The organism is Caulobacter sp. SRI_008 (assembly GCF_057586355.1).
This window is the reverse complement of the sequence record NZ_JBYCZS010000005.1, coordinates 167,056-193,056: the sequence shown is the minus strand read 5'-3', so window position 1 is coordinate 193,056 and position 26,001 is coordinate 167,056. Positions and strand designations below refer to the sequence as shown.

At 68.9% G+C, this 26,001-nt stretch carries 24 protein-coding genes and 1 pseudogene; 17 read left to right on the top strand and 8 right to left on the bottom strand.

Annotated features, from left to right (window positions below):
• The first annotated feature begins 12 nt into the window (after nt 1-12).
• From secF to AC2YHT_RS06830, 5 genes and pseudogenes are all read left to right on the top strand, one after another.
• On the top strand, nt 13-969 hold the full coding sequence (gene secF, locus AC2YHT_RS06850; protein ID WP_487288818.1) for a protein translocase subunit SecF: 957 nt from the start codon (nt 13-15) through the stop codon (nt 967-969).
• Entirely contained in the window at nt 966-1,337 is a 372-nt protein-coding gene (locus AC2YHT_RS06845) for an Mth938-like domain-containing protein (protein WP_487288817.1), read from the top strand. Before secF ends, AC2YHT_RS06845 begins: the two co-directional genes overlap by 4 nt.
• Before the next feature lie 164 nt (nt 1,338-1,501).
• Nucleotides 1,502-2,116, top strand: coding sequence for a urate hydroxylase PuuD (locus tag AC2YHT_RS06840; protein ID WP_487288815.1), 615 nt, complete (start codon nt 1,502-1,504; stop codon nt 2,114-2,116).
• A 79-nt stretch (nt 2,117-2,195) separates the two neighbouring features.
• Nucleotides 2,196-2,927, top strand: a complete 732-nt coding sequence (locus tag AC2YHT_RS06835; protein ID WP_487288814.1) for a squalene/phytoene synthase family protein — start codon at nt 2,196-2,198, stop codon at nt 2,925-2,927.
• A 25-nt stretch (nt 2,928-2,952) separates the two neighbouring features.
• Nucleotides 2,953-3,078 (top strand): annotated as a pseudogene (locus AC2YHT_RS06830) (hypothetical protein); the annotation flags it as partial.
• Between the two features lie 14 nt (nt 3,079-3,092).
• On the opposite strand, the gene AC2YHT_RS06825 reads toward AC2YHT_RS06830, so the two are convergent.
• The gene (locus AC2YHT_RS06825) at nt 3,093-5,165 is read right to left on the bottom strand and encodes a S9 family peptidase (protein ID WP_487288813.1); all 2,073 of its coding nucleotides are present in this window, start codon (nt 5,163-5,165) and stop codon (nt 3,093-3,095) included.
• Nucleotides 5,166-5,468: 303 nt separating this feature from the next.
• Between AC2YHT_RS06825 and lpxC the strand changes: the two genes are divergently transcribed.
• The 3 genes from lpxC to recN all read left to right on the top strand — a co-directional run bounded on the left by lpxC (nt 5,469) and on the right by recN (nt 9,218).
• A complete protein-coding gene (gene lpxC, locus AC2YHT_RS06820; protein WP_487288812.1) occupies nt 5,469-6,365 on the top strand; it encodes a UDP-3-O-acyl-N-acetylglucosamine deacetylase in 897 nt (298 codons plus the stop codon).
• A 102-nt stretch (nt 6,366-6,467) separates the two neighbouring features.
• On the top strand, nt 6,468-7,397 hold the full coding sequence (locus AC2YHT_RS06815) for an outer membrane protein assembly factor BamD (RefSeq protein WP_110121813.1): 930 nt from the start codon (nt 6,468-6,470) through the stop codon (nt 7,395-7,397).
• A 123-nt stretch (nt 7,398-7,520) separates the two neighbouring features.
• Complete coding sequence (recN, locus tag AC2YHT_RS06810; RefSeq protein ID WP_487288810.1) at nt 7,521-9,218, top strand: DNA repair protein RecN; 1,698 nt, start codon at nt 7,521-7,523, stop codon at nt 9,216-9,218.
• A 251-nt stretch (nt 9,219-9,469) separates the two neighbouring features.
• Here the strand turns inward: recN and parE are convergent, their stop codons facing one another.
• The gene (parE, locus tag AC2YHT_RS06805; RefSeq protein ID WP_487288809.1) at nt 9,470-11,584 is read right to left on the bottom strand and encodes a DNA topoisomerase IV subunit B; all 2,115 of its coding nucleotides are present in this window, start codon (nt 11,582-11,584) and stop codon (nt 9,470-9,472) included.
• Nucleotides 11,585-11,792: 208 nt separating this feature from the next.
• Here parE and AC2YHT_RS06800 point away from each other — a divergent pair, with 208 nt between their 5' ends.
• Both AC2YHT_RS06800 and AC2YHT_RS06795 read left to right on the top strand, forming a co-directional pair.
• Nucleotides 11,793-12,179 (top strand): hypothetical protein, encoded by a 387-nt coding sequence (locus tag AC2YHT_RS06800; RefSeq protein WP_110121817.1) that lies wholly within the window; start codon nt 11,793-11,795, stop codon nt 12,177-12,179.
• A 205-nt stretch (nt 12,180-12,384) separates the two neighbouring features.
• The gene (locus AC2YHT_RS06795; RefSeq protein ID WP_487288808.1) at nt 12,385-13,683 is read left to right on the top strand and encodes a M23 family metallopeptidase; all 1,299 of its coding nucleotides are present in this window, start codon (nt 12,385-12,387) and stop codon (nt 13,681-13,683) included.
• 46 nt (nt 13,684-13,729) lie between these two features.
• Here the strand turns inward: AC2YHT_RS06795 and AC2YHT_RS06790 are convergent, their stop codons facing one another.
• The 3 genes from AC2YHT_RS06790 to AC2YHT_RS06780 form a co-directional block, all read right to left on the bottom strand.
• Nucleotides 13,730-14,290, bottom strand: coding sequence for a hypothetical protein (locus AC2YHT_RS06790; RefSeq protein ID WP_487288807.1), 561 nt, complete (start codon nt 14,288-14,290; stop codon nt 13,730-13,732).
• Nucleotides 14,291-14,515: 225 nt separating this feature from the next.
• The gene (locus AC2YHT_RS06785) at nt 14,516-15,871 is read right to left on the bottom strand and encodes an amidohydrolase family protein (RefSeq protein ID WP_487288806.1); all 1,356 of its coding nucleotides are present in this window, start codon (nt 15,869-15,871) and stop codon (nt 14,516-14,518) included.
• Nucleotides 15,871-17,334, bottom strand: a complete 1,464-nt coding sequence (locus AC2YHT_RS06780; protein WP_487288804.1) for an amidohydrolase — start codon at nt 17,332-17,334, stop codon at nt 15,871-15,873. The genes AC2YHT_RS06785 and AC2YHT_RS06780 overlap by 1 nt, the downstream gene beginning before the upstream one ends.
• 162 nt (nt 17,335-17,496) lie before the next feature.
• Here AC2YHT_RS06780 and AC2YHT_RS06775 point away from each other — a divergent pair, with 162 nt between their 5' ends.
• The 4 genes from AC2YHT_RS06775 to AC2YHT_RS06760 all read left to right on the top strand — a co-directional run bounded on the left by AC2YHT_RS06775 (nt 17,497) and on the right by AC2YHT_RS06760 (nt 19,868).
• Nucleotides 17,497-17,868: a Kazal-type serine protease inhibitor family protein gene (locus tag AC2YHT_RS06775; protein WP_487288803.1), complete on the top strand. Its 372-nt coding sequence runs from the start codon at nt 17,497-17,499 to the stop codon at nt 17,866-17,868.
• 5 nt (nt 17,869-17,873) lie between these two features.
• Nucleotides 17,874-18,254, top strand: coding sequence for a putative quinol monooxygenase (locus tag AC2YHT_RS06770; protein WP_487288802.1), 381 nt, complete (start codon nt 17,874-17,876; stop codon nt 18,252-18,254).
• Nucleotides 18,255-18,357: 103 nt separating this feature from the next.
• A complete protein-coding gene (gene rsgA, locus AC2YHT_RS06765) occupies nt 18,358-19,428 on the top strand; it encodes a ribosome small subunit-dependent GTPase A (RefSeq protein WP_487288800.1) in 1,071 nt (356 codons plus the stop codon).
• A gap of 116 nt (nt 19,429-19,544) precedes the next feature.
• A complete protein-coding gene (locus AC2YHT_RS06760; RefSeq protein WP_110121825.1) occupies nt 19,545-19,868 on the top strand; it encodes a hypothetical protein in 324 nt (107 codons plus the stop codon).
• A 46-nt stretch (nt 19,869-19,914) separates the two neighbouring features.
• On the opposite strand, the gene AC2YHT_RS06755 is transcribed toward AC2YHT_RS06760, so the two are convergent.
• The 3 genes from AC2YHT_RS06755 to AC2YHT_RS06745 all read right to left on the bottom strand — a co-directional run bounded on the left by AC2YHT_RS06755 (nt 19,915) and on the right by AC2YHT_RS06745 (nt 22,128).
• Complete coding sequence (locus AC2YHT_RS06755) at nt 19,915-20,268, bottom strand: GFA family protein (protein ID WP_487288798.1); 354 nt, start codon at nt 20,266-20,268, stop codon at nt 19,915-19,917.
• 72 nt (nt 20,269-20,340) lie between these two features.
• The gene (gene glnA / locus AC2YHT_RS06750; RefSeq protein WP_487288797.1) at nt 20,341-21,750 is read right to left on the bottom strand and encodes a type I glutamate--ammonia ligase; all 1,410 of its coding nucleotides are present in this window, start codon (nt 21,748-21,750) and stop codon (nt 20,341-20,343) included.
• 39 nt (nt 21,751-21,789) lie between these two features.
• Entirely contained in the window at nt 21,790-22,128 is a 339-nt protein-coding gene (locus tag AC2YHT_RS06745; RefSeq protein WP_035089775.1) for a P-II family nitrogen regulator, read from the bottom strand.
• Nucleotides 22,129-22,374: 246 nt separating this feature from the next.
• Between AC2YHT_RS06745 and AC2YHT_RS06740 the strand changes: the two genes are divergently transcribed.
• Genes AC2YHT_RS06740 through AC2YHT_RS06730 form a run of 3 tightly spaced genes read left to right on the top strand, consistent with a single transcriptional unit; the run spans nt 22,375 to nt 25,990 of the window.
• Nucleotides 22,375-23,919 (top strand): acetyl-CoA acetyltransferase, encoded by a 1,545-nt coding sequence (locus tag AC2YHT_RS06740; protein ID WP_487288795.1) that lies wholly within the window; start codon nt 22,375-22,377, stop codon nt 23,917-23,919.
• Entirely contained in the window at nt 23,919-24,488 is a 570-nt protein-coding gene (locus AC2YHT_RS06735) for a histidine phosphatase family protein (protein WP_487288793.1), read from the top strand. The genes AC2YHT_RS06740 and AC2YHT_RS06735 overlap by 1 nt, the downstream gene beginning before the upstream one ends.
• An 11-nt stretch (nt 24,489-24,499) precedes the next feature.
• Entirely contained in the window at nt 24,500-25,990 is a 1,491-nt protein-coding gene (locus AC2YHT_RS06730; RefSeq protein WP_487288791.1) for an NAD(P)H-hydrate dehydratase, read from the top strand.
• The last annotated feature ends 11 nt before the right edge of the window (nt 25,991-26,001 follow it).

The following is a 26,001-nucleotide window of genomic DNA, read 5'->3' as shown; positions in this document are numbered from 1 at the left end:
GGATCAAAGCTCATGGCTGCTTGGCCCCTCATCCGCCTGATCCCGCGCTCGACCCACTACCGCTTCGTGCGCTGGGCGCCCGTCGCCGCGGTTATCTCGCTCGTCCTGATCCTCGGCTCGGGCGTGTCGTTCTTCACCCAGGGCCTGAACCTGGGCATCGACTTCAAGGGCGGCGTCGCCCTTGAGGCCCGTACGCCCGCGACCGCGCCCATCGACCTCGACAAGCTGCGCGCAGTGGCCAAAGGCACCGGCGCGCACGACGTGCAGGTCCAAGGCTTCGGCGCGCCGAACTCGGCGATGGTCCGTTTCCTGCCGACCGAGGGCGGCAACGCCCAGGTCGAGGCCAACCGCATCAAGGGCGAGATCATCGCCAAGTTCCCCGGCATGACCATGCCGGCGCCGACCGTCATCGGCGCCAAGGTCTCGGGCGAGCTGCTGATGGGCGGCTTCAAGGCGCTGGGCATCGCCCTGCTGCTGATGCTCGGCTACATCTGGTTCCGCTTCCAGTGGCAGTTCGGCGTCGGCGCCGTCGTGGCCGTGTTCCACGACATCATCCTGACCCTGGGCGTGCTGTCGGTGATGCAGATCGAGTTCTCAATGACCTCGGTCGCGGCCCTGCTGACGGTCATCGGCTATTCGATGAACGAAAAGGTCATCACCTTCGACCGCCTCAAGGAAAACCTGCGCAAGTACAAGTCGACGCCGCTGCGCGAGATCATCGACCTGTCGGAGAACGAGCGTCTGTCGCGGACGATCATCACCGGCTCGACCGCGCTGCTGGCGCTGGGCGGCACGATGATCTTCGGCGGCCCGGTGCTGTTCCCGCTGGTCTTCACCATGGTGTTCGGCATCATCATCGGCACCTATTCGTCGATCTACATCGCCCTGCCGATCATCCTGGTCTGGGGCCTGAAGCGAGGCGACGAGGAAGCCAAGCCGATCAAGCTCGGCGCGGCCAGCCGGCCGTGAGCCAGGCGCTCACTCCGCGCCAGCCCCCGTCGATCGACTCCTGGGGCGGCGGCGGCTTCCGGGTCTCCGGCGTCTGGCGTCCCGGTTCGCTGCTGATCATCGACGATCAGCCGGTGGACTGGGGCGCAACGTCGCTGGCCGACCTCACGCCCGAAGCCTTCGCCCCGGTCTACGCCGCGGGCGGGGCGGTGGAGTTCGTGCTGCTGGGCGTGGGCCTAGCCAACGCTCTGCCGCCGCGCCCCGTGCGCGACGCTCTGAAGGCCGCGGGCCTGGGTCTCGAGTTCATGAGCACCGAGGCCGCCGCCCGCACCTACAACGTCCTGGCCAGCGAAGGCCGCCGGCTCGCCGCGGCGCTGATCGCGGTGTGAAGACCCCCTCCGGCCCTCCGGGCCACCTCCCCCAGAGGGGGAGGATCTACGCCGCAGATGCTCCCCCTTTGGGGGAGCTGTCGCGGAGCGACTGAGGGGGTCGCTTCCCCGACTCTCCCGCAGTCCCTATCCTGGCCGCCACGCAACGGCTTCAGGGGGCTGAATTGTCCGGGATCCTCACCAATTTCCGCAGCACCATCATCGTCAGCTTCGTGCTGGCCCTGATCATGGTGTTCGGCTTCGGGCATAGCCCCAGCGGCTTCCACGGCGCCTACTGGCAGGCCGTGTTCCGCTGGCTGCACGTGCTGTTCGGCATCCTGTGGATCGGGCTGCTCTACTACTTCAACTTCGTGCAGATCCGGGTGATGCCGAGCATCCCGGCCGAGCTGAAGCCGGCGGTGACCAAGTACATCGCCCCCGAGGCCCTGTTCTGGTTCCGCTGGGCGGCTCTGGCCACCTGGCTGATGGGCATGATCGTGGCCTTCAGCCGCGGCTACCTGATGGAGGCCATGACCCTGGGCGCCTGGCACGGCTACCAGCGCGGCGTCGACATGGGCTTCACCTTCATCGGCATGGGCATGTGGCTGGCGACGATCATGTTCGTGAACGTATGGGGCGTGATCTGGCCGAACCAGAAGCGGGCCCTGGGCCTCGTGCCGGTCGATGACGAGACCAAGGCCAAGGCAGCCAAGCTGGCCATGCTGTTCTCGCGCATCAACACCCTGCTCAGCATCCCGATGCTGGTGACGATGACGATGTACCAGACGCTGTTCGGCTGATCGGCCGAATGGTTCGGATCAAGGCCCGCCCATCCGGCGGGCCTTTTTCTTTGGGGCATACGGGGGCATAAGCCGCGCCATGTCCGCCGCCCCCGACAACCCCTACGATTCCGGCCTCGACGACCTGGTCCGCCGCATGGACCCGGATCGCTGGCTGGCCAGCCGCTTCGTCGCCGACCTGGCGGCGCGGGCCGATGTCGTGGCCCTGCTGGCCTTCAACTACGAACTGGCGCGGGTGGCCGGGGGCGTCACCAACGCCCTGATGGGCGAGATCCGCCTGACCTGGTGGCGCGAGGCGATGGAAGAACTGGCCGCCGGCCAGCCGCCGCGCAAGCACCCCGCCGTCGAGGCCCTGGCCGCCTCGGGCGTGGATCCGCTGGCCCTGGCGCGGATGGCGGAGGCGCGCCTGGCCGACCTGGAAGAAACGCCCTTCGCCGACGAGGCCGCCGTGCTGGCCTATCTCGACGCCACCGCCGGCGCTCTGGCGGGTCTTGTCGCCCAGCGCCTCGACCCCGCCGCCGATCCGGCGTCCGTGCGCGCCGCGGCCCGCGCCTACGGCCTGGCGGGCCTGTGGCGGCTGAAGCTGGCCGGCCGCTCGCGCTTGCCGTTCAAGTGGACCGCCGCCGACGTGCAGGCCCTTGTGGCCGGTCAGAAGGCTGTGGCTCGCGCCGAGCTCAAGGCCTTGCCGATCGCGGCCTTCCCGGCCGTGGCCGTCGTCGCCCTGGCGGGCGAGCAGGCGAGGGGACGCGACCTGGGCGAACTCGAAAAAAAGGCCCGCCTGACCTGGTCGGTCGCGACGGGCCGGATCTGATTATTCCTCCCCCGAGCAGCAAAGCGAAACGGGGGAGGGGGACCGCGAAGCGGTGGAGGGGGCGGCGGCGCGCAAGGCGCTCTGTCACTCGCCCCCTCCGTCACGGCGCGTATTCGCGCCGCGCCACCTCCCCCGCTGCGCGAGGGAGGAGTTTGCTTTCGCGCCTTACTTCCCCGTCCATTCGTTCAGCCAGCCCAGCACCTCGTCGTGCCACTGGACCGAGTTCTGGGCCTTCAGCACCCAGTGGTTCTCGTTGGGGAAGTACAGCAGCTTGCTGGGCACGCCCTTGCGCTGCAGGGCCGTGAAGGTGGCGATGCCTTCCTCAAGCGGCACGCGGAAGTCGTTCTGGCCCTGGACGACCAGGGTCGGCACGCTCCACTGCGCCACGTGGTCGGCCGGGTTGAACTTGGCGTAGGTGGTGTTGGGCTCCCACGGCGCGCCGCCGTTCTCCCACTCGCTGAACCACAGCTCTTCGGTCGAGTAGCCCATGAAGCGGCTGTCGAAGATGCCGTCGTGGTTCACCAGGCACTTCCAGGGCTGCTTCCACTGGCTGGCGATCCAGTTGATCATGAAGCCGCCGTACGAGCCGCCCAGGGCGCAGGCGCGGTCCTGGTCGAGGAAGGAATACTTCTGGGTCGCGAAGGCCCAGCCCTTCTGCAGGTCTTCCAGCGGGCGATCGCCCCAGTGCTGGCTGATGGCGTCGGTGAAGCCCTGGCCGTAGCCGGTCGAGCCGTGGAAATCGATCATCACCACGGCATAGCCGGCGCCGGCGTAGGTCTGGGCGTTCCAGCGGTAGTGGAAGAGGTTGCCGAACGAGCCCTGCGGGCCGCCGTGGATCAGGAAGGCCACCGGATACTTCTTCGACGGGTCGAAGTTGGCGGGCTTGACCAGATAGCCGTGCACGGTCTCGTCGTTCCAGCCCTTGAAGCTGAACTGCTCGGCCTCGCCCATGGCCACGCCGTCCAGCTTATCGGCGTTGAGGCCGGTCAGCTTGATCGGCTCGCCCTTGCCCTTCGGGAGGAGGGCGTAGAGCTGGCCTGGGGTCTTCAGGTTGTCCTGGGCGATGACGGTCTGGCCGCCGGCGACGCTGAACGCGCTGACGTGGCCCTCGCCGGTCAGGGCCGCAGCCTTGCCGGTCTTGACGTCGATGGCGAACAACCGGGTCTGACCCACGTCCTCGGCGGTCGTGTAGATGGTCTTGCCGTCGGCGCTGAAGGTGATCGACTGGGCCGAGCGGTCCCAGGTCGGAGCCACTTCACGCACCTTGCCGTTCTCGCGGACCATGATCCCGAAGCGGTCGGCCTCGAAGCCCGGGCGCTTCATGGCCAGCCACGCTTCCGTCTTGCCGTCCGGCGAGAAGGTCGGCTGGGCGTCCCAGGCCTTGTTGTCTTCGGTGAGGTTGGCGGGCTTGGTCGAGCCGTCGACCGGAACCGACCACAGGTCGTAGTTGGTCTGCCAGGGCTCGTCGCGGCCGGCGACCTTGGCCGAGAACACCACGGTCTTGCCGTCGGGGCTGATGGTGAAGTCCTCGTCGCCGCCGAACGGCTTGGTTGGCGCGTCGCCGTCGAAGCCGGCCATCAGCGCCTTCGCCTCGCCCGTAGCCACGCCCGAGGCGTCCAGCGTGTAGGCGTAGAGATGGTTCTTCGTGCCGTCGTTCCAGGTGTCCCAGTGGCGGATGAACAGCTTGTCGTAGACCACGCCGGTCGTCTTCTGGGCCTTGCGGGCGTCCAGGCGCTCCTGGGTGCAGGCCAGGGTAGGGCAGTCGGGGAAGACGGCCTGGCTGACCACCACGGTTTTGCCGTCGGCCGACACCTTGAAGGCGCCGACGTCGAACGGGGCCTTGGTCACCTGGACGGCGGTCTCGCCCGACACGTCGGTGCGGAACACCTGGTCGGAACCGGCGCGGCCCGACAGGAAGTAGATGCTCTTGCCGTCGGCCGACCAGCGGGCGCTGGAGACGCCGCCGTCCGACACCGCCAGGCGCCTCGGGGCGATCTTGGCCTTCAGGTCGGCGACCCACAGCGAGAACGAGGCCTTGTTGGCCGGCAGGTTCATCGTCCGCACCAGGTAGATCACCTGGCGGCCGTCCGGCGACACCCTGGGCTCGCTGACGCGCTCGAGCGTGACCATGTCCTTGGCGGTGAAGCCTCGACCCTGGGCGGAAGCGGCCGGGGCTACCGCGAAGGCGGCGAGCGAAAGGGCGAGGGCGGAGGCGGCGATGCGCAAGGTCTTGGTCATGGAAGTCGTGGTCCAGGCGGCTCTGATGCCAGAAAACGCGCGGAGCCTAGCGGCGCCTTGCGTCCGATGCCAGGGGCGAGGGTAAAGGTTTCCGCCGAGGCTGGAGCATGCTGCGGCGCCGTCTGAGAGCAAGGCGGAAATGGGGCGTCGAAATGGCGAAAACGCCTTATCCCACAAGGCCTTGGGGAGGTAACAATCAGAAACAGGACTTGCATTGCTGCGGCGCGGCGAAGCTCGTAGACGGTAAATGGGGACGAATAGGCGGCCGCTAGAGCCGCTCCCAAAGTAGATCAAAGGTTTCTCGTGTCGGTTTCGCCTTATCATCAGCACACGGTCGCAGGACCGGTGATCTTCGCAGGGATCGGCCTGCACACGGGCGCGCATGTGCGCGTCGCCGTGCGCCCCGCCGCCCCTGACAGCGGGATCGTCTTCGTGCGCACCGACGTCCAGGACCGCGACAACCGCGTGCCGGTTCGCGGTGACGCCGTGGTGCAGACCCAGCTGGGCACCGTCATCGCCAACGCCGCCGACGTCCGCGTCTCGACCATCGAGCACCTGATGGCCGCCCTGGCCGCCCTGTCGGTCGATAACTGCGTCGTCGAGCTCGACGGTCCCGAAGTGCCGATCATGGACGGCTCGTCCGAGCCCTTCGTGCAGATTCTCGACCGCGCCGGTCGCCGCCGGCAGGAAGCCGCGCGCCGCTACATCGAGATCCTGTCGCCGATCGAGGTGATCGAGGGCGACAAGCGCGCCACCCTTTCTCCGGCCGAATCCTTCGAAGTGGCCTTCGAGATCGCCTTCGCCAGCAAGGCCATCGGCCGCCAGCGCGTCGATCTGGTCATCGACGAGCACAGCTTCCGCAAGGAACTGTCGAACTGCCGCACCTTTGGCTTCCTGCGCGAGGTCGAGGCCCTGCGCGACATCGGCCTGGCCCGTGGCGGCTCGATGGAGAACGCCGTGGTCATCGACGGCGACCGCGTGCTCAATCCCGAAGGCCTGCGCCGCTCGGACGAGTTTGTGCGCCACAAGGCCCTGGACGCCGTCGGCGACCTTTATGTCATCGGCGCTCCGATCCTTGGCAGGTTCGAAGGAATCCTGGCCGGACACGGCCTCAATAACGCCGCGGTTCGTGCGTTGATGGGGCAACCGCGCGCTTGGCGCTGGCGCGCCTATGCGCCGGAGCTCGCCGAAGCGGTCTGATCAATCGGGGGAACGCTCCCGCCGCTTCGGCTTTCATTTGCGCCCGCATCGACGTGGTGTAGAAGCCTTGGTTCGGCGCGGGGGCGCGCTAATGCTTCTAGGGTGAGAGAGTCCGTGCTTCGCAAAATCTCGGGACGTTCGGCCGTTTCCATCATGGCCGTGCTCGCCGCCTTGTCGGTGACCGCCTGCGCCGGCAAGCCTAAGAAGCCGACCCTCGTCTATGAGGAGCGTCCGGTCGAACTGCTGTACTCCACCGGCTCAAGCCGCCTGGACCGCGGCAGCTGGAACGAAGCCGTCGATTACTTCCGCGAAGTGGAGCGTCAGCACCCCTATTCGGAATGGTCGCGCCGCTCGATCCTGATGACCGGCTACGCCCACTACATGGGCAACCAGTATTCCGAAGCGATCGGCGACGCCGACCGCTTCATCTCGCTGTACCCGGGCAATCCGTCGGCCTCGTACGCCTTCTACCTGAAGGCCGTCTGCTACTTCGAGCAGATCGTCGACGTGAACCGCGACCAGGCCGCCACCGAGCAGGCGCTCGCCGCCCTGCGCGACGTCGTCCAGCGCTATCCCAACAGCGAATACGCCCAGGACGCCCGCCTGAAGATCGACATGGTCAACGACCAGCTGGCCGGCAAGGAAATGGCCATCGGCCGCTGGTACCTGCGCGACGGCAAGACCCTGGCCGCCATCGGCCGCTTCAAGACCGTCGTCGACCGCCATCAGACCACTTCGCACACGCCCGAAGCCCTCTACCGCCTGGTCGAGGCCTATCTGACCCTGGGCCTCAACGACGAGGCCAAGCGCAACGGCGCGGTGCTGGGCTACAACTTCCCGGGCGACCGCTGGTACGCCGACGCCTACAAGCTGCTGAACGACGCGGGCCTGAAGCCCGCCGTCGAGCCGCTGAAGGCCGGCAACAAGCGCAACCTGCTCGAACGCGTCCTGACCCGCGACAAGGACGCGACCCTCGCGCCTCCGGGCGAGAAGAAGAAAAAGGGCGGCCTGATGGGCGTCCTCGGGATGTAAGCAGAGACATCAGAAGAGACATCAGACAGGCGGGCCGTTGCAAAACGGCCCGTTTTTCTTTTGTTCTCAAAGGGCTGCCCATCCCCCTTTGAAAAACTGCGATTCCCGGCGATCCTCGCGACCATGCTGATCGGTCTCTCCATCCGCGACGTGGTGCTCATCGAGAGCCTCGACCTGGCCATCGGGCCGGGCCTGACCGCGTTGACCGGCGAGACCGGGGCCGGCAAGTCGATCATTCTCGACGCCCTGGGCCTGGCGACCGGGGCCCGCGCCGACGCCGGCCTGGTGCGCCGTGGAGCCGCCGGCCACGCCAGCGCCACCGCCATCTTCGCCCTGGCCCCCGATCATCCCGCCTTCGCCTATCTCGACGACAAGGGCCTGGACTACGCCCGCGACGAGGACCTGGTCCTGCGCCGCCAGCTGTCGGCCGACGGCCGTTCGCGCGCCTTCGTCAACGACCAGGCCACCAGCGTCGGCGTGCTCAAGGATCTCGGGGCGCTGCTGCTCGAGGTGCACGGCCAGCACGAGACCGTCGGCCTGCTCGATCCGCGCACCCACCGCACCCTGCTGGACGCCTATGGCCAGGTCAGCGTCGGGGCCGTGTCCTCGGCCTGGAGCGGTTGGCGCGCCGCCCGCGAGACCGCCGCCGAGCTGAAGGCCCTGTCGGACCGCGCCGCGGCCGAGACCGAGGAACTGACCCTCCGCCTGTCGGAGCTGGACCGGCTCGATCCGCGCGATGGCGAGGAGACGGCGCTGGCCGAGGAGAGGGCTCTGCTGGGCTCGGCCGAGAAGGCCCTGGCGGACATCGCCTCGGCCCAGGACGCCCTGGGCGGCGACAACCTGTCGGGCAAGCTGGCTTCGGCCTTCCGCGCTCTTGAGCGAGCGAGGGATCGCGCCGCCAACGCCGGCGCGCCTGCCGACGGTCCGGCCATGACGCGCCTGGCCGCCGCCTGCGAGGCCGTCGATCGCGCCCTGGTCGAGGCCCAGGAGGCCAGCGCCGCCATCGACGCGGCCGCCGAGAGCTTCGAGTTCGAGCCCGACCGCCTGGAAAAGACCGAGGAGCGCCTGTTCGCCCTGCGCGGCATGGCCCGCAAGCTGAACGTGCTGGTCGAGGACCTGCCGGCCGTCCGCGCCGACTTCGCCGCCCGCCTGCAGGCCATCGAGACCTCGGGCGAGGCGCTGGTCGCCGCCGAGGCCCAGGCCGCCGAGGCCCGGGAGGCCTATCTCTACGCCGCCGAAGCCCTGTCGGCCGAGCGCCGCGCCGCCGGCGACCGCCTGGCCAAGGCCGTCGAGGCCGAGCTTGGCCCGCTTAAGCTGGAAAAGGCCCGCTTCCGCGTCGCCCTGGATACGCTCGACGAAGACAAGGCCGGCCCGACGGGCCTCGACCGTATCGCCTTCGAGATCTCAACCAATCCCGGCGCGCCGTTCGGCCCGATGGAGGCCATCGCCTCGGGCGGCGAACTGGCCCGCTTCGCCCTGGCCCTGAAGGCCGCGCTGGCGGCGAAGGGCGGCGGTCCGCAGCCCCTGATGATCTTCGACGAGGTCGATCAGGGCGTCGGCGGCGCCGTGGCCGACGCCGTCGGCCTGCGCCTCAAGCGTCTGGCCGCCAACGCCCAGGTGCTGGTCGTCACCCACTCGGCCCAGGTCGCCGCCCGTGGCGACGCCCACTGGCGCATCTCCAAGTCCGGCGACGACACCTCCACCCGCACCAAGGTCGAGCCCCTGTCGCCCGCCGAGCGCGAGGAAGAGATCGCGCGGATGCTGTCGGGGGCGGAAGTCACCGAGGCGGCGCGGGCTGCGGCGCGGGCGCTGATCGGCTGACGCCGACCCCCTCCGGCCCTCCGGGCCACCTCCCCCAAAGGGGGAGGATCCAGCAAGTCAGCAGACCAAGATGCTCCCCCTTTGGGGGAGCTGTCGCGGAGCGACTGAGGGGGAACTTCCCCCTGTGGGGGAGGCGGCCGAAGGCCGGTGGGGGGGACGTCTTCAGCTTCAACTGAGCGGGCCGATCTCGCAGCCACGCCCCCCACCGATCGCTTCGCGATCACCTCCCCCACAGGGGGAGGTTTCTATCTTCACAGATCCAGATCGTCCGCGGCGAAGGCCGCGTTTTCCTGGATGAACTTGAAGCGCAGCTCGGGCTTGCGGCCCATCAGGGTCTCGACCAGGTCTTCCACCGACTCCTCGTGGCGCGGCAGGGTCACGCGCGCCAGGGTGCGGACGGCCGGGTCCATGGTGGTTTCCTTCAGCTGGGCGGCCATCATCTCGCCCAGGCCCTTGAAGCGGCCGATCTCGGGCTTCTTGCCCTTGAACATGGTGGCCAAGAGCTCGTCCTTGTGGGCGTCGTCGCGGGCGTACTCGGTCTTGCCGCCGTGGCTCAGGCGATAGAGCGGCGGCAGGGCGAGATACAGCCGCCCGGCGCGGATCAGGTCCGGCATGGTGCGGTAGAAGAAGGTGATCAGCAGCGAGGCGATGTGGGCGCCGTCGACGTCGGCGTCGGTCATGATGATGATCCGCTCGTAGCGCAGATCCTCTTCACGGTACTTGTTGCCGCCCTGGGCTCCCAGGGCCAGCATCAGGTCCGACAGTTCCTTGTTGGCCGTGAACTTCTCGCCCGAGGCCGAGGCCACGTTCAGGATCTTGCCGCGCAGCGGCAGGATCGCCTGGTTCTTGCGGTTGCGGGCCTGCTTGGCCGAGCCGCCGGCCGAGTCGCCTTCGACGATGAACAGCTCCGCGCCGTCCACCGCGCCGCCGGCGCAGTCGGCCAGCTTGCCCGGCAGGCGCAGCTTGCGGGTCGCCGAGGCGCGGGAGACTTCCTTGTCCTTGCGGCGCTTGAGGCGCTCCTCGGCGCGCTCGACCACGAACTCCAGCAAGGCCTGGGCGGCCTTGGGACTGGCGGTCAGCCAGTGGTCGAACGGGTCGCGCAGGGCGTTCTCGACGAAGCGCTGGGCCTCGGTCGTCGACAGCTTTTCCTTGGTCTGGCCCTGGAACTCGGGGTTCTTGATGAACACCGAGATCAGCGCGCCGGCCTGGGCCACTACGTCGTCGGCGGTGATGATCGCGCCGCGCTTCTCGCCCTTCAGTTCGGCATAGGCCTTGAGGCCGCGGGTCAGGGCGGCGCGGAAGCCGCTTTCGTGCGTGCCGCCCTCGGGGGTCGGCACGGTGTTGCAGTACGACTGCATGAAGCCGTCGTGCTCGCCGAAGCCGCGCGGGGTCCAGGTCACCGCCCACTCGACCGCGCCGGCCTCGCCCTGGCGCTCGATGCGGCCAGAGAAGCTGGTCGGGGTCACCGTCTCCAGCCCCTTGGTGCGCTCGGCCAAGAAGTCGGCCAGGCCGTTGGGGAAGTGGAAGGTCGCCTCGGGCGGGGTCTGGTCGTGGATGCGCTCCGGAGCGCAGGACCATTTGATCTGCACGCCGCGGAACAGATAGGCCTTCGACCGGGTCATCCGGTACAGGCGCGCCGGCTTGAAGGCGCAGCCCTCGCCGAAGATCTGCTCGTCGGGCTTGAAGCGCACCATGGTGCCGCGCTTCCTGCTGGGCTGGATCTTCTCGACCGGGCCCAGCGGCTTGCCGCGCGCGAAGCTCTGGCGGTGCTCGAAGCCGTCACGCCAGACGGTCACCTCGACCAGTTCCGACAGGGCGTTGACGACGCTGGCGCCGACCCCGTGCAGGCCGCCCGAGGTCTCGTAGGCCTTGCCGCTGAACTTACCGCCCGCGTGGAGGACGGTCATGATCACTTCCAGCGCCGACTTGCCTGGATGCTTGGGGTGGGGATCCACCGGCATGCCGCGGCCGTCGTCCTTGACCGACAGGTAGCCGTCGGCGTCGAGCTTGACCTCGATCAGCTTGGCGAAGCCGGCGACGGCCTCGTCCATCGAGTTGTCGAGCACTTCGGCGAACAGGTGGTGCAGGGCCCGCTCGTCGGTGCCGCCGATGTACATGCCCGGACGCATGCGCACGGGCTCCAGCCCTTCCAGCACCTCGATCGAGCTGGCGTCGTAGCCGCCCGACGAAGGGGCCCCTGACGATTGGGGCGCGGCGGCCTCGGCCTTGCCCGGAGGGGGCGGAGGCGGCGGTTGCGGCTTGGGCTCGGGATGGGGTTCGCGGGCGGGCAGGGGCGGGGCGCTCGGCGGCGCCAGGGCGTCGTCGTCGAACAGCGAAAACAGCGAGTTGGGGTCTTTGGAAGACATCGGATGATTTTGCGGCGATTCGGGGGTCTCGCCCCGTATGACCCGTGGCCGCCCCCAAGGAAAGCGTCGGCATGCGCGCAGCTGCACGTTTCCGGCGCGCATACAAGCTTAACAACTATCACGTGTATTTGGCTTGTCTTGCCTCAGGGTTGATTCGATCGTCCCGCCGCCCGCCCATGGGGCGGCCGGTTCCAAAGGGAGAAACGTCATGAGCACCGTGGAAGCGACGGCTGGCGTCGACGAATTCACCACCACCGACTGCGGCTCCACCAACGGCACGGCCAACGGCAATCTGTCGGTCGGCGACGCCGTGTCGATCAACGGCAGCCTCGACCTCAGTTCCTGCATCGTTGGCAACAGCGAAGGCAAGGTCTACGGCATCCGGCTGGTGCCCAATTCCGGCATCTACAGCTATCGCGTCGACGTCGACGCCCAGGGACCGGCCGGCATCGGCTCGGGCAGCATCAACCTGGCCTTCACCGACAAGACCGGCGACACCTACAAGCTGGCCATCACCAGCAGCCGGCGCTCGGAACACACCGTCTCCTACAACAGCGACAACCCGACCATCGTGAAGATCACCTGGTCGACCTGACGCCGGCGAGGCTCCGCCGGCCGGCTGGTCCGGCGGGGCCGTTCGCGCTTTCGGGTCGCGGCGCGCGGGGCTAGGCTCCTCGCGCGCGACGTTCCGGCCCCGGCCGGCGATCGGCGCACGGTTCAAGCTTTCCATCGTATCTGGCCAAAGCGTCTGGATTTCACGAGGCGTCCCGCGAAGCGACGCCCGAAACGGGAGAGTGTCGATGCGTGCGTTCCTGACGCCGGCGATCTGCGCCGGTCTTCTGGCCCTGGCCGCGCCCGATCTGGCGGCGGCCGACACCGGCTACGCGGCCGTCTGGCGGCCCGGAAACGGCGCCCAGTGGTGGCGCTCGGGCATGACGCTCGACCAGTTCAAGGCCCAGGACAAGATCCACTTCGACAACGGCCTGCGCCTGCAGTCGGTGTCGGTGAAGGGCGGCCGCTACGCCGCGATCTGGCGGCCGGGCGGCGGAACCCAGTGGTGGCGCGCGGGCATGACGCTGGACGAGCTGAAGGCCCAGGACACGACCTACTTCAACCAGGGCCTGCGCCTGTTCGCGCTGGAGCTAGACGGGGGCCGCTTCACCGCGGTCTGGCGGCCGGGTTCTGGCGCGCAGTGGTGGCGCACGGGCATGACCGTCGACCAGTTCAAGGCCCAGGACACGACCCACTTCAACAACGGCCTGCGCCTCTCGCTGCTGGAGGTCGACGGCGGCCGCTACACCGGCGTCTGGCGGCCGGGGTCCGGCGCCCAGTGGTGGCGGTCGGGCATGACCGGGGCCGAGATCGAGGCCCAGGACCAGACCTATTTCAACCAGGGTTTCCGCCTGACCGCCCTGGCCGTCGACGGCGACCGCTACGCGGCCGTCTGGCGGCCCGGTTCGGGAACCCAGTGGTGGAGCCGCCGCCGCTGCACGGTGGACTTCAAGACCCAGGACGCCGCCCATTTCGCCGACGGCCTGCGGATGGACTTCATCGAGCAGGAGGACAGCGCCGTCGGCGCCTATCGCTATCCATGGAAGGCCGGCGACACCCGCAATGTCGGCCAGGGCAACAACAACGCCGGCGGCTCGCACACCGGCAGCCAGGCCTTCGTCTTCGACTTCTCGATGCCGGCCGGCACACAGATCAGGGCCGTGCGCGGCGGCACCGTCGAGTGGCTGCAGGAAGGCCAGACCGCCACCTACAACCCCAACGCCCCGACCACGCCCAGCAACACCCCGTTCGCGAACGGCAGCCTGCAGAACTGGGGCAACGCCGTGCGTATCCGCCATCCCGGCGGCTTCACCAGCTGGTACTTCCACATCCAGCCGAACGGCGTGCTGGTGAAGGTCGGCGACACCGTCCAGCGGGGTCAGCCGATCGCCACCTCCGGCAACACCGGCCGCACCTCCGGCCCGCACCTGCACTTCCAGGTCCAGGCGGACTCGACCAACTGGGGCCAGTCGGTGGCGATCACCTTCAACGACTGCGACGTGCCGACGGGCGGCGACAGCGTGACGTCGAACAACGTCTGGCCGTAGTGGACGTGGTCAGCCCCGGCGACAAACCGGGGCTGATGGCGACACGCTAGGCCGCCTTTGCGGCTATCCCCGCCAGGGCGCGGCGTTCGATGCTGGCGGCGAACAGCGGCGTCTCGCGGCTGTTGTGGTCGCCGCCGTCCCGCTGGCGGGCGTCGGCGGCGTCCGCGAACGGCGTGCCGTGCAAGGCGATGAAGTCGAGGAACGCCTGGGTCGGGTGGGCGACCACGCTGTTGGTGTACTCGCAGGTCCGCTCGTCGATCTTCCGGGCGCTCAGCGTCCAGATCACCTGCACGCGCGTGCGGCCGTTCGGGGTGAAGGCGTCCGAGGTCGACACCATCCGGCACAGGGTCGGGGTCGCGATCTCGGCCACGTAGTGCTGGACCATCAGGGTCTGGCCGATCATCTCGACATTGATCGACATGCGCCGGCCGTCGTCGGTGAAGGTGGCGCCGGCCGAGATGTGATCGGGCGCGCAGCAGCGCTGGTATTCGGCCTCCGGCAGGTTGAACAGCCAGTCGGCGATGTCGATCGCCTCGATCGGGGCGTTGATGATCGCCGTGTAGGCCGAGGCGGACAGTTGCTTGTCCGTGATGATGATGTCCGACATTGCCGTCTCCTGTTGGCTGTCGTCATCCGGAGCGCCGCTGCGGACCTCGCTGGATGACCGCCCGACTGTCGGCCCGGCGACGTTGGCGAGGTAGCCATCCATAGGTCTTGGCGGTGAGCGCATGGGGAGGGGGTGGCTAGACCAAGGTTTAGCGGCGCGTCGCCCACGAAAAAGCCGCGACGCCCGTAGGCGCCGCGGCTCTCGTTTCAGTCCTGCGAACCGACCCTAGCGGTAGGCCGGGGGCAGGCCGTTGTCGCCGGCGGCGTAGCGGTCGCGCAGCTGGGTCTGGCGGCTGTCGGCGGGCTGTTCGACGCCGCCGATGAACACCTTGTCGGCCCAGTTGGTGGTTTCCAGCGGATCGCCGGTCCATAGCACGAGGTCGGCGGTCTTGCCGACATCGAGGGATCCGATCTTGTCGGCCATGCCCCAGATCTTCGCCGGCGTCAGGGTGATCGCCGCCAGGGCGGCCGGGTAGGGCAGGCCGTTGGCGACGGCGAGGCCGGCGTTCAGCCGCTCCTGGCGCAGGTTGTTGAAGTCTCGCGCGCCGTTGATCGCCACGGTGACGCCGGCCGCGTTCAGGCGGGCGGCGTTGTCGAGGCGCGAGCCCAGGGTCTCGAAGCTGTCGGGCAGGTCGGCCTGGGTGTCGACGATCACCGGCACGCCGGCGCGGGCGATCTCAGGCGCGACGATCCAGCCTTCCTCGGCGCCTTCCAGCACGATCCTGATCTTCTCCTCGGCCGCCAGCTTGAGGGCCAGGCGGATGTCGGAGGCGCGGTGGGCGCGGATCAGCAGCGGGGACTTGCCCTGCACCACCGGGACCAGGGCCTCGAGATCGAGGCGCGAGAGGCCGTAGGCGCGGGTCGCGCCCTGCTCGAAGGCGGCGCGGTTCTTGGCGAACGCCCGGGCGTCCTCCAGGGCCGACTTGACCAACACGATGGCCGCGCCGCGCGAGCCGCCGGCGGCGCGCGCCCCGGCTTCGCCCAGCGACAGGGTCACGGCGGTCTTCGACTTCGAGACGATGTCGGCCTCGCCGGCCTTCAGCCGCACGAAGGCGGCCTGGCCGCCGAACAGCGGGGGATCGCCGCCGCCGTCCTTGCCGGCGGTCATCTCCTCGACCACGCCGTCGTCGGCGTGCTCGTGGGCGCCGCCGCCCACGCCCGACAGCACCGGCGTGACGGCCGAGGCGGTGATCCCGCCGTCGCGGGCCAGGCCGATCATCGGCGAGGCCGGATTGACGCTGTAGGCGATGTCGAAGCCGGCCGACAGGGCGTCGCCGGTGCCGTCGTCGCGCGTCTCGCGCACGCCGCCGATCTCGGAGGCGCCGATGTTGGACGACGGGGCCACCAGGCCGGGGGTCACGACCCCGCCCTTGGCGTCGATCGTCGGCACGCCGGCCGGGACGGTGACGCCGGCGCCGACGGCGGCGATCTTGCCGTCACGCACGACGATCGTCCCCGAGGGGATGGCCGCGCTCGACACCGGCTCGATGCGGGCGTTGACGATGGCGAAGGTCTGGGCGGAAGCCGGACCGGCGGCGACGGCGATCAGGGCCGCGCCGGAAAGAAGAGCTGAACGGATCATCAGTTGAACGCTCCCTGGCCGGGCTGGCCGAGCTCGAAGTCGGACTTGGGCTGATAGCGCGGGTCCTTGCGGTCGTAGGTCAGGGCCCCGTCGACATAGACCTGCTCGGCCTGTGCGTAGACGCTGAACGGATCGCGGTTCCACACCACGATGTCGCCGGCCTTGCCGACCTCCAGGCTGCCGGTCTTGTCGGCGATACCCATGGCCTTGGCCGGATTGGCCGTGATCCACTTGATGGCCTCGGCCCGGCTGATGCCGTAGCCCAGCTTGTTGCCGGCGGTCATGGCGATGGCGGCCTCCTGGTTGAGGCGCTGGGTCATGATCGGGTCGTCGGAGTGGATGACGACGCAGGCGCCGGCCTTCCACACCATGGCGGCGTTGGCGTCGATGCCGTCCAGGCTTTCCATCTTGAAGCCGGTCCACGACGCCCAGGTCGCCGAGCAGATGCCTTCCTTGGCGAGGAGAGGCGCGATCTTGTAGCTCTCCACCGCGTGGTGGAACATGGTGATCTTGTAGCCGAACTCCTTGGCGATATCGATCATCACCGCCTCTTCGTCGGCGCGGTAGCAGTGGTTCTGCACCAGGATCTCGCCCTTCAGCACGCCGGCCAGGGTCTCCAGCTGCAGGTCGCGCTTGGGGGCGTCGGCCTTCTCGCCCTTGTCCTTCTTGGCGCGGTAGTCGTCCCACTTGCGGGCGTAGTCGGCCGCGTCGATCCAGGCCTTGCGGTAGCCGTAGACATTGCCCATCGCCGTCGAGGGCGAGCGGCCCTTGCTTCCGTAGACGCGCTTGGGGTTCTCGCCGCAGGCCATCTTCAGGCCGTAGGGCGCGCCGGGGAACTTCATGCCCTGCATGGTGGTCGAGGGCACGTTCTTCAGCGTCACCGAGCGGCCGCCGAACAGGTTGGCGCTGCCGGGGAGGATCTGCAGGGTGGTCACCCCGCCGGCGCGGGCGCGGTTGAAGCCCGGATCCTGCGGCCACACTGAATGCTCGGCCCACACCTGGGCGGTGTTGGGATCGGTGGCCTCGTTGCCGTCCGACTTGGCCTGCACGCCGGGCGAGGGATAGACGCCCAGGTGGCTGTGGGCGTCGATGATGCCGGGGGTGATCCACTTGCCCTTGGCGTCGATGGTGACGACGCCGGCCGGGATGGCGGTGTCGGGACCGCCGACGGCCAGGATCTTGCCGTCCTGCACGACGACCACGCCGTTCTCGATCTGCTGGCCGGTCGCGGTCAGCACCGTGGCCCCGACGAAGGCGGTCGGGCGCGAGGGCAGGGGAGCATAGGTCGAGGGGAAGCCCGACGAGGCCTCGCCGTCCAGGCCCTTGGGCAGCGGCTTGGCCTGCGCCTTCTCGGCCGGCTTGGCGCTGGTCTCTGGCTTGGCCGTCGTGCCCGTGGTGGCGCAGGCGGCGAGCCCCAGCGCCAGCAGACTGACGGCCGCGGCCGTCGTACCCCATCTCGTCATGAACTTTCCCCGACTCTCGGAAGAGGCGGCGAGGACAGACTAATTCAGACCCCTGATCAAGCCGATCGGCGCCCCATTTTTCCCCGATGGCGACGTTTGTCTGTCGCTTGCGCTTCGTGCGAGGATCGCCTCCTGACGTTGAATCGACGCGGGAGGACCACGATGCGCCTTCGTTCCTTGCTGGGCCCCGTTCCGGCCCTGTTGGCCGCCATTCTGCTGACCGCCTGCGCGGCCCAGCCCGCGGGTCCATCCACCAGCGCTCCCCCGCCGATGTCGCGCGCTCCGGTCGCCGCCGGCGGCATGTGCGGCGGCATCGCCGGCTTCCAGTGCGGCGAGGGCCTGTCCTGCGTGATGCCGGTCGGCGCCTGCCGGACGGTCGCCGACGCCTCGGGCATCTGCCGCAAGCGGCCGCAGGTCTGCACCATGGACTATCGCCCCGTCTGCGGCTGCGACGGCAAGACCTACGGCAACGCCTGCGGCGCGGCCGCAAAGGGCGCCAGCGTCGCTCACGAGGGCGAGTGCAAGCCGGAGTGAGCGATATGCTGACAGGACTGGACCGGCGACTGGTGATGATCGGCGGCGCGGCCGCGGCGATGACGCCGTCGCTGGCGCTCGCGGGAGACAAGACGATGTACGGACTGATCGGTCAGATGAAGGCCGCCCCCGGCAAGCGCGACGACCTGGTCGCGATCCTCAAGGAGGGGACGGGCGAGATGCCCGGCTGCCTGTCCTACATTCTCGCGCTTGACCCGACCGACGCCGACGCCATCTGGATCACCGAGGTCTGGACCGACAAGGACAGCCACGCGGGGTCGCTGAAGCTGCCGGCCGTGCAGGCCGCCATCGCCAAGGCCCGGCCGATCATCGCCGGCTTCGGCCACCGTTTCGAGACCACGCCGGTGGGCGGGGTCGGATTGTAGTTTCCAGCGACGATCAGGGTTTCCTCGACGTCCTTGGGAAAGCTGCTCTATGGACGTCCTCGAACATCGGCGAGGGCCGATCGCCGCCTTATGGAAGCTCAACTTGATCAAGAACTACGGATGGTCGGATCTGCTGGCCGAGGCTTTCAAGCCTCACGACCGCGCGGGCTACCTGGCCGGCCGCGTCGTCGTGCAGCAGCGCAACGGCTATCTGGTGATCACGGACGAGGGCGAGGTGCGCGCCAAGCTTTCCGGTCGCCTGCGCCATGAAGCCCAGGAGGCGGGCCATCCGGCGGTCGGCGACTGGGTGGCGTTGTCGATGAACCAGGCCGAGCGCACCGCCGTCATCCAGGCCGTGCTGCCGCGCCGCACCGCCTTGGTCCGCCGAGCCGCCGACAGCGTGCAGACCCCCCAGGTCGTCGCCGCCAACGTCGATCTGGCCTTCATCGTCACGTCGATGAACAGCGACCTCAATCCACGCCGCATCGAGCGCTATCTGGCCGCCGCCTGGCAGAGCGGGGCCCGTCCCGTGGTCGTGCTGACGAAGTCGGACATCTGCGCCGAGGCGACGTCTCTCGCCGCCGAGGTCGAGGCCCTGGCCGCCGGCTGTCCGGTCGTCATCGTGTCGGCGCGCGAAGGGCGTGGCCTGGAAGCCTTGCTGGCCCACCTGGCCCCCGGCGAGACCTGCGTCCTGATCGGCTCGTCCGGCGTCGGCAAATCCACCCTGGTCAATACGCTCCTGGGCGAGCAGCGCATGGCCACCCAGACCATCCGCGAGGCCGACGATCGTGGCCGGCACACCACCAGCCACCGCGAACTGGCGCTGCTGCCCGGCGGTGGACTGATCATCGACACGCCCGGCGTCCGGGAAGTGGGGCTGGTCGAAGCCGACGAGGGGGTGACCCAGGTGTTCGACGACATCGAGCGCCTGGCGGAAACCTGCAAGTTCGGCGACTGCAGCCACGCCAACGAACCGGGCTGCGCGGTGCAGAGCGCCTTGCTGAGCGGGGATCTCGACCGCGGGCGCTGGGACCACTTCCGCAAGCTCGCCCAGGAAGCGGCCGCGGTGGAGAAGAATGCGGCCCGGGCGTTCAAGGACGCCGAGCGTCGCCGCCTCGGCAAGGCCCAGAAGACATATCGCACCGCGCGGAAGGACGCCCGCGGGGGCGCCTAGCCTGGGGCTGGGTCTCGCCGCCGTCGCTGCCGTCGGCGAAAGGTTTTTCAAAATAGGGCCGCTCTTCCCGGCGAATGGGATTAGGTGAGTGGTTCAACACCTTCGAGAGATGACCAATGCCCGCCTTCACCATCGTCACCACCAGCGCGACCCAAGGCAGCGATTCAGCGGAGGTGAACACCCTGACGGACGAGTTCTCCAACGAGAGCGAAGCCCTGGGTTACGCCCGCCGAATGGCGGACGAGATGCTCGATCTCGCCAGCCAGCTGTCGCTGGATTTCGACTACACCAATGTCGGCCTCTATGAGGGCGACCTGCTCGACGCGGATCTCGACCCGGACCATGCCGCCTTCAAGGGCGCATGGGTGCTGGACGAGGACGGCGCCGCCTTCGTTCCCGCCGACGAGTTCCGCGAGGGGATCACTCAGGCCGACGCCTGATCGGCTTGGCTTAGGCTACGACGGGACTGGGAAGCGAGATCGCTTCTCAGTCCACGTACCGCTCGCTCACCGCCCCATCCAGCCGCCGCACCCGCGCGGCCGCCAGCACGTCCGGCTCCATCAGCCGCGCGTTGATCCCCATCCTGTCGCGCGTCGGGTCGTTGGAGCTCCAGTGGGTGACGCAGCCGCAGGCGCGGCAGCGGTGGAAGGCGATGGAGCGATCGTCCCACTCGTACGTATCCGTGGGCCCGCTCTCGACGCGGCGCACCCGCGTGGGGCTGTAATAGGCCCACAGCACGCCGTAGCGGCGGCAGATCGAGCAGTTGCAGTCGGTCACTTCGCTCGGCGCCGTCTCGATCTCGAAGCCCACGGCCCCGCAGTGGCAGCTGGTCGTGATCATACTTCCTCTCCAAAAGAAAAGGCCCGGAGCTTGCGCCCCGGGCCGATCCCAAAGTGCTTCAGGCCGTAAGGCTTAGCACTTGTAGTACATCTCGAATTCGACCGGGTGCGGGTGCAGTTGCAGACGCATCACTTCTTCCATCTTCAGCTCGATGTAGCTGTCGATGAAATCGTCGTCCATGACGCCGCCGGCCTTCAGGAAGGCGCGGTCCTTGTCCAGGCTTTCCAGGGCTTCGCGCAGCGAGCCGCAGACTTCCGGGATCTTCTTCTGCTCGCGGGGCGGCAGGTCGTAGAGGTTCTTGTCGGCCGGAGCGCCCGGGTCGATCTTGTTGATGATGCCGTCCAGGCCGGCCATCAGCAGGGCGACGAAGGTCAGATACGGGTTGCCCATCGGGTCGGGGAAGCGGGCTTCCAGACGCTTGGCCTTCGGCGAGTCGACGTGCGGGATGCGGATCGAGGCCGAGCGGTTGCGCGAGCTGTAGGCCAGCTTCACCGGGGCTTCGTAGCCCGGCACCAGGCGCTTGTAGCTGTTGGTGGTCGAGTTCGAGAAGGCGTTGATGGCCTTGGCGTGCTTAATGATGCCGCCGATGTACCACAGGCACTCTTGCGACAGACCGGCGTACTTGTCGCCGGCGAACAGCGGCTTGCCGTCCTGCCAGATCGACTGGTGCACGTGCATGCCCGAGCCGTTGTCGGCGAACATCGGCTTGGCCATGAAGGTGGCCGTCTTGCCGTAGGCGTGGGCCACGTTGTGGATCACGTACTTATAGAGCTGCATGCGGTCGGCCATGGTGACCATGGTGTCGAACTTCAGGCCGAGCTCGTGCTGGGCGGGCGCCACTTCGTGGTGGTGCTTTTCCGGCTTCATGCCCAGCTCGCCCATGACGGCCAGCATTTCGCCGCGCAGGTCCTGAGCCGAGTCGACCGGGTTGACCGGGAAGTAGCCGCCCTTGGGGCCCGGGCGGTGGCCCATGTTGCCTTCCGGATAGACCTTGCCCGAGTTGACCGGCAGTTCGCTCGAGTCGAACGAGTAGCCGGTGTTTTCCGGAGCGGTCGACCAGCGCACGTCGTCGAAGATGAAGAATTCGGCTTCCGGGCCGAAGTAGACGGTGTCGCCCACGCCGGCCGACTTGACGAAGTTCAGCGCGGCCTTGGCGATCGAGCGCGGGTCGCGGTTGTAGGGGGTGCCGTCGTCGGGGTTCACGACGTCGCAGAACAGAGCCAGGGTGGTCTGCTGGTAGAACGGGTCGATGATGGCCGAGGTCAGGTCCGGACGCAGCTTCATGTCCGACTCGTTGATGGCCTTCCAGCCGGCGATCGACGAGCCGTCGAACATGGTGCCGTCGTTGAGGAAGTCGTCATCGACCAGGTCGATGTCGAAGGTCACGTGCTGCAGCTTGCCGCGAACGTCCGTGAAGCGGACGTCGACGTACTTCACGTCCTTTTCCTTGATCAGGTCCAGGATTTCCTTGGCGGTGCTCATTGATATCCCCTTTGAGCGAGTAAAGTCTGAGGATCGCCGTTAGACGGCGGACGGACCGGTTTCGCCGGTCCGGATGCGAACGACTTCGGTGATCTCCGAGACGAAGATCTTGCCGTCGCCGATGCGGCCCGTGCGGGCGGCGTTGGTGATCGCCTCGAGGGCGGGTTCGAGCTGGCTGTCCTCGACGACCACCTCGACCTTGATCTTGGGCAGGAAGTCCACGACGTACTCGGCGCCGCGATAGAGCTCGGTGTGGCCCTTCTGGCGGCCGTAGCCCTTGGCTTCCAGCACGGTCATGCCTTGAACGCCCATGTCCTGGAGCGCCTCTTTGACCTCATCCAGCTTGAACGGCTTGATGACGGCTTCGATCTTTTTCATCGGTCTCTTCCGCGCCGGACGACGCATGGCCTCTGACTTTGAGCGGCAAGGATCACGCCGCCCCGGACGCCACAAGCAGGCTGTCTCGCGATTGTCGTGCTTCCGCTTTCGGTTTTGGCATATGAGCAAATCTTGAGCGAGATTTGATCGAAAAATATGCATTTCGGAATTGTGGCTCAAAACGGCCTTGCCGCGCCCCCAACCCCGCCTAGGATTACGAAAACAATCGTTTGAACGGGGGCGAACATGCGGGACGAGACGCCGGTTTTGATCGGCGCGGGGCAGTTCACGTTTCGCGGTCCGGCCGAAAATTCGCCTTCGCCGCTGGAATTGCTGAGAATTGCGGCGAAACGCGCTGACGCCGACACGGGAGTCGCGGGGACGGTTCTTGCGCGTTTGGACGCTCTGGCGGTCGTAGCGTTCAGCATCGACGCTCCGGGCGCGCTTTCGAAGCTGCCGCTTCCCCGCCTGTCGGATCCGCCGGCCAGCCTGGCCCGGGCGCTGGGCGCCGATCCGGCCTGGGCGGTCTACACCGAGACCGGCGGCAACAGCCCCCAGCAGGCGATCAACATCCTGGCCGAGCGCATCGCCCGCGGCGAGTCGCGGCTGGGGATCGTCACCGGCGCCGAATTCCTCGGCTCGCTGATGAAGCGCGCCAAGGGCGGCCTGGGCTTCGACGGCTGGGCCGACGACATCGAAACCAGACCCGTCCGCATCGGCGACCCGCGTCCCGGCGTCACCGAGCAGGAAGCCGCCCATGGCCTGGGCTATCCGGTCAACACCTATCCGCTGTTCGAGAACGCCCTGCGGGCCCGCGACGGGCGGTCCCTGGCCGACCATCAGGCGCGGCTGGGCGCGCTGTTCTCGCCGTTCAGCAAGGTCGCCGCCGCCGATCCCGAGGCCTGGTTCCCGGTCGAGCGTTCGCCGGAGGAACTGGTCACGGTGACCGAGCGCAACCGCATGGTCGGCTATCCGTACCCCAAGTACCTGAACGCCATCATGGAGGTGGACCAGTCGGCCGCCGTGCTGGTCGCCAGCGTCGGCATGGCTCGCGAACTGGGCGTGCCGGAGGACCGCTGGGTGTTCCTGCACGGCTGCGCCGACGCCGCCGACCTCTGGTACCCTCTGCAGCGGCAGGACTTCCACTCCAGCCCCGCCATCCGCCTGACCGGCCAGCGGGCGCTGGAGATGGCCGGGATCGGGCTCGAGGACCTCGACCTGATCGACCTCTATTCCTGCTTCCCCTCGGCCGTGCAGATCGCCGCCGAGGAACTGGGCCTGGCGCTGGACGATCCGCGCGGCCTCACCGTCACCGGCGGCCTGCCTTATTTCGGCGGGCCGGGGAACAACTACAGCCTCCACGCCGTGGCCCGGCTGGTCGAGCGGCTGCGCGCCCGGCCAGGCGCCTATGGCCTGTCGACCGCCAACGGCTGGTTCCTGACCAAGCAGTCGGTCGGGATCTATTCGACCCGCCCGGTCGAGGGCGAATGGCGGCGCGAGGATCCGGCGGTGATCCAGAAAGAGATCGACGCCCTGCCGCATCCGCCGATCGTCGAGAAGCCGGAGGGGCGCGCGAGCATCGAGACCTACACCGTCGTCCACGCCCGCCAGGGGCCGCGCATGGGCATCGTCGTCGGCCGTACTGCGGACGGCGCGCGGTTCGTGGCCAACACCCCCGACGATCCGGCGACCCTGGCCGATCTCGAAAGCCGCGAGGGCGTGGGGCGGACGGGAACGGCGGGCCCCCATCCCGACGGCGTGCGCAACCTCTTCACGCCGGACGCCGCCTGATGGGCCGCGTCCACGTCATCCGCCACGGCAAGCCGGCCGCGACCTGGGGCGGCCACGACGACGATCCGGGCCTGGACGAGACCGGCCAGGAGCAGGCGAGGGCGGTCGCCGCCGCGCTCTTCGCCCTGCCGGCGGACGAGCGCCCGACCCGTGTCGTCTCCTCGCCCCTGCGCCGCTGCCGCGAGACCGCCGAGCCTTTGGCCGCGCTGCTGGGCGTTTCGGTCGAGATCGAGCCGGCGGTCGGCGAGATCCCGACCCCGGCCGCCCTGTCTCCCGAAGCGCGGCCCGCCTGGCTGAGGCAGGCCTTCGCCGGCGACTGGGCCGAAATCGAGGGCGACCGCGACTACCTGGCCTGGACACGCGAAGTGGCCCAGGCTCTGGCGCGATACGAGGGATACGCCGTCTTCAGCCACTTCGTCGCCCTCAACGCCGCCGTCGCGGCGGCGGAAGGTTCGGCGGCGGTGATGAGCTTCCGGCCCGACCACACCAGCGTCACCGTCTTCGAGGTCATCGACAATGGCTTGGCGCTCGTCGAGAAAGGCAGGGAAGCCTCCACCGGCGTTCTTTGATGGAGCCCAGCATGCCTCGCCAGATCATGACCGTCGCGGAGATGAAGGCGGCCGATGCGGCGGCCGATGCGGCGGCCGTGGCGGCGGGAACGCCGGCGACCACCTTGATGGAGCGGGCCGGCAAGGGCGCGGCCGAGGCGATCCGGGGGCGCTGGTCGCGCCGTCCGGTGGTGGTCTGGTGCGGCCCCGGCGACAACGGCGGCGACGGCTATGTCATCGCCCGCCACCTGAAGCGGCGCGGCTGGCCGGTGCGGGTCGAGGCTCTGGCGCCGCCCGCCACGCCGTCCTGCCGCTGGGCCGCCGAGCGCTGGCGCGGCGAGATCCATCCGCTGAACCCCGCGCTCAGCCCCGCCGAGCTCTATGTCGACGCCCTGTTCGGCGCCGGCCTGTCGCGGCCGCTGGAAGGTCTGGCCGACGATCTGGCCCGCGCCGCCGAGGGGCTGTCGGCCCGCATCGTCGCCATCGACACGCCCAGCGGGATCCATGGCGACACCGGCCGGCCGATCGCCGGCCGCGCCCTGGCGGCGGCCCTGACCGTCACCTTCCACCGCCGCAAGCCCGCCCACGTGCTCGCGCCAGGGGGAGGGATGGGCCGGGCGGCCTGCGGCGAGGTGGAGGTGGTCGATATCGGCCTCTCCGACACCGGCGCCGGCGACCTCTTCGAGAACGACCCGTCGCTTTGGGGCGCGCGCTTCCCCTGGCCCTCGAACGACGCCCACAAGCATGCGCGCGGCCGGCTGGTGGTGGTCAGTGGCGAGGCCTGGAGCACGGGCGCAGCGCGGCTGTCGGCGCGGGCTGGCCTGCGGATCGGGGCGGGGGTGGTGACCCTGCTGTCGCCGCCCAGCGCCCTGGCGGTCAACGCCGCCCATCTGGAGGCGGTGATGCTGGCCCCGTTCGAGACCGACACCGATCTGGCCGAGCGCGCCGCCAACGCCGCCGCCGCCGTCATCGGCCCGGCCGCCGGGGTGGGCGAGGCGACGGCCCGCAATCTCACGGCTCTTGCCGGCACCGGCGCGGCCCTGGTGGTCGACGCCGACGCCCTGACCAGCTTCGCCCACGCGCCCGACGAGCTCTTCGCCCGCCTCGACCGCGACGACGTGCTGACCCCGCATCCGGGCGAGTTCGAGCGGCTGTTCCCCGGCCTGCTGAAGACCGCTCCGGAACGCATCGCCGCCGCCCGGCAGGCGGCTCGCCGCGCCGGGGCGATCGTGCTGCTGAAAGGCCCCGACACCGTCATCGCCGCCCCCGACGGCCGTACGGCCGTGAACCTCAACGGTTCGCCCTGGCTGGCCACCGCCGGCTCTGGCGACGTGCTGGCCGGTTTCATCGCCGGTCTCGCGGCCCAAGGCATGGAAAGCTTCGACGCCGCCTGCGCCGGCGCCTGGATCCACGCCGAATGCGCGGCGGCGCACGGCCCGGGCCTGATCGCCGAGGACCTGCCGGGCCTGGCGCCGGCGGTGCTGAAGGGACTTTGGGACGCGCACAAAAAACCTCTCTCATAGGGAGAGGTGTC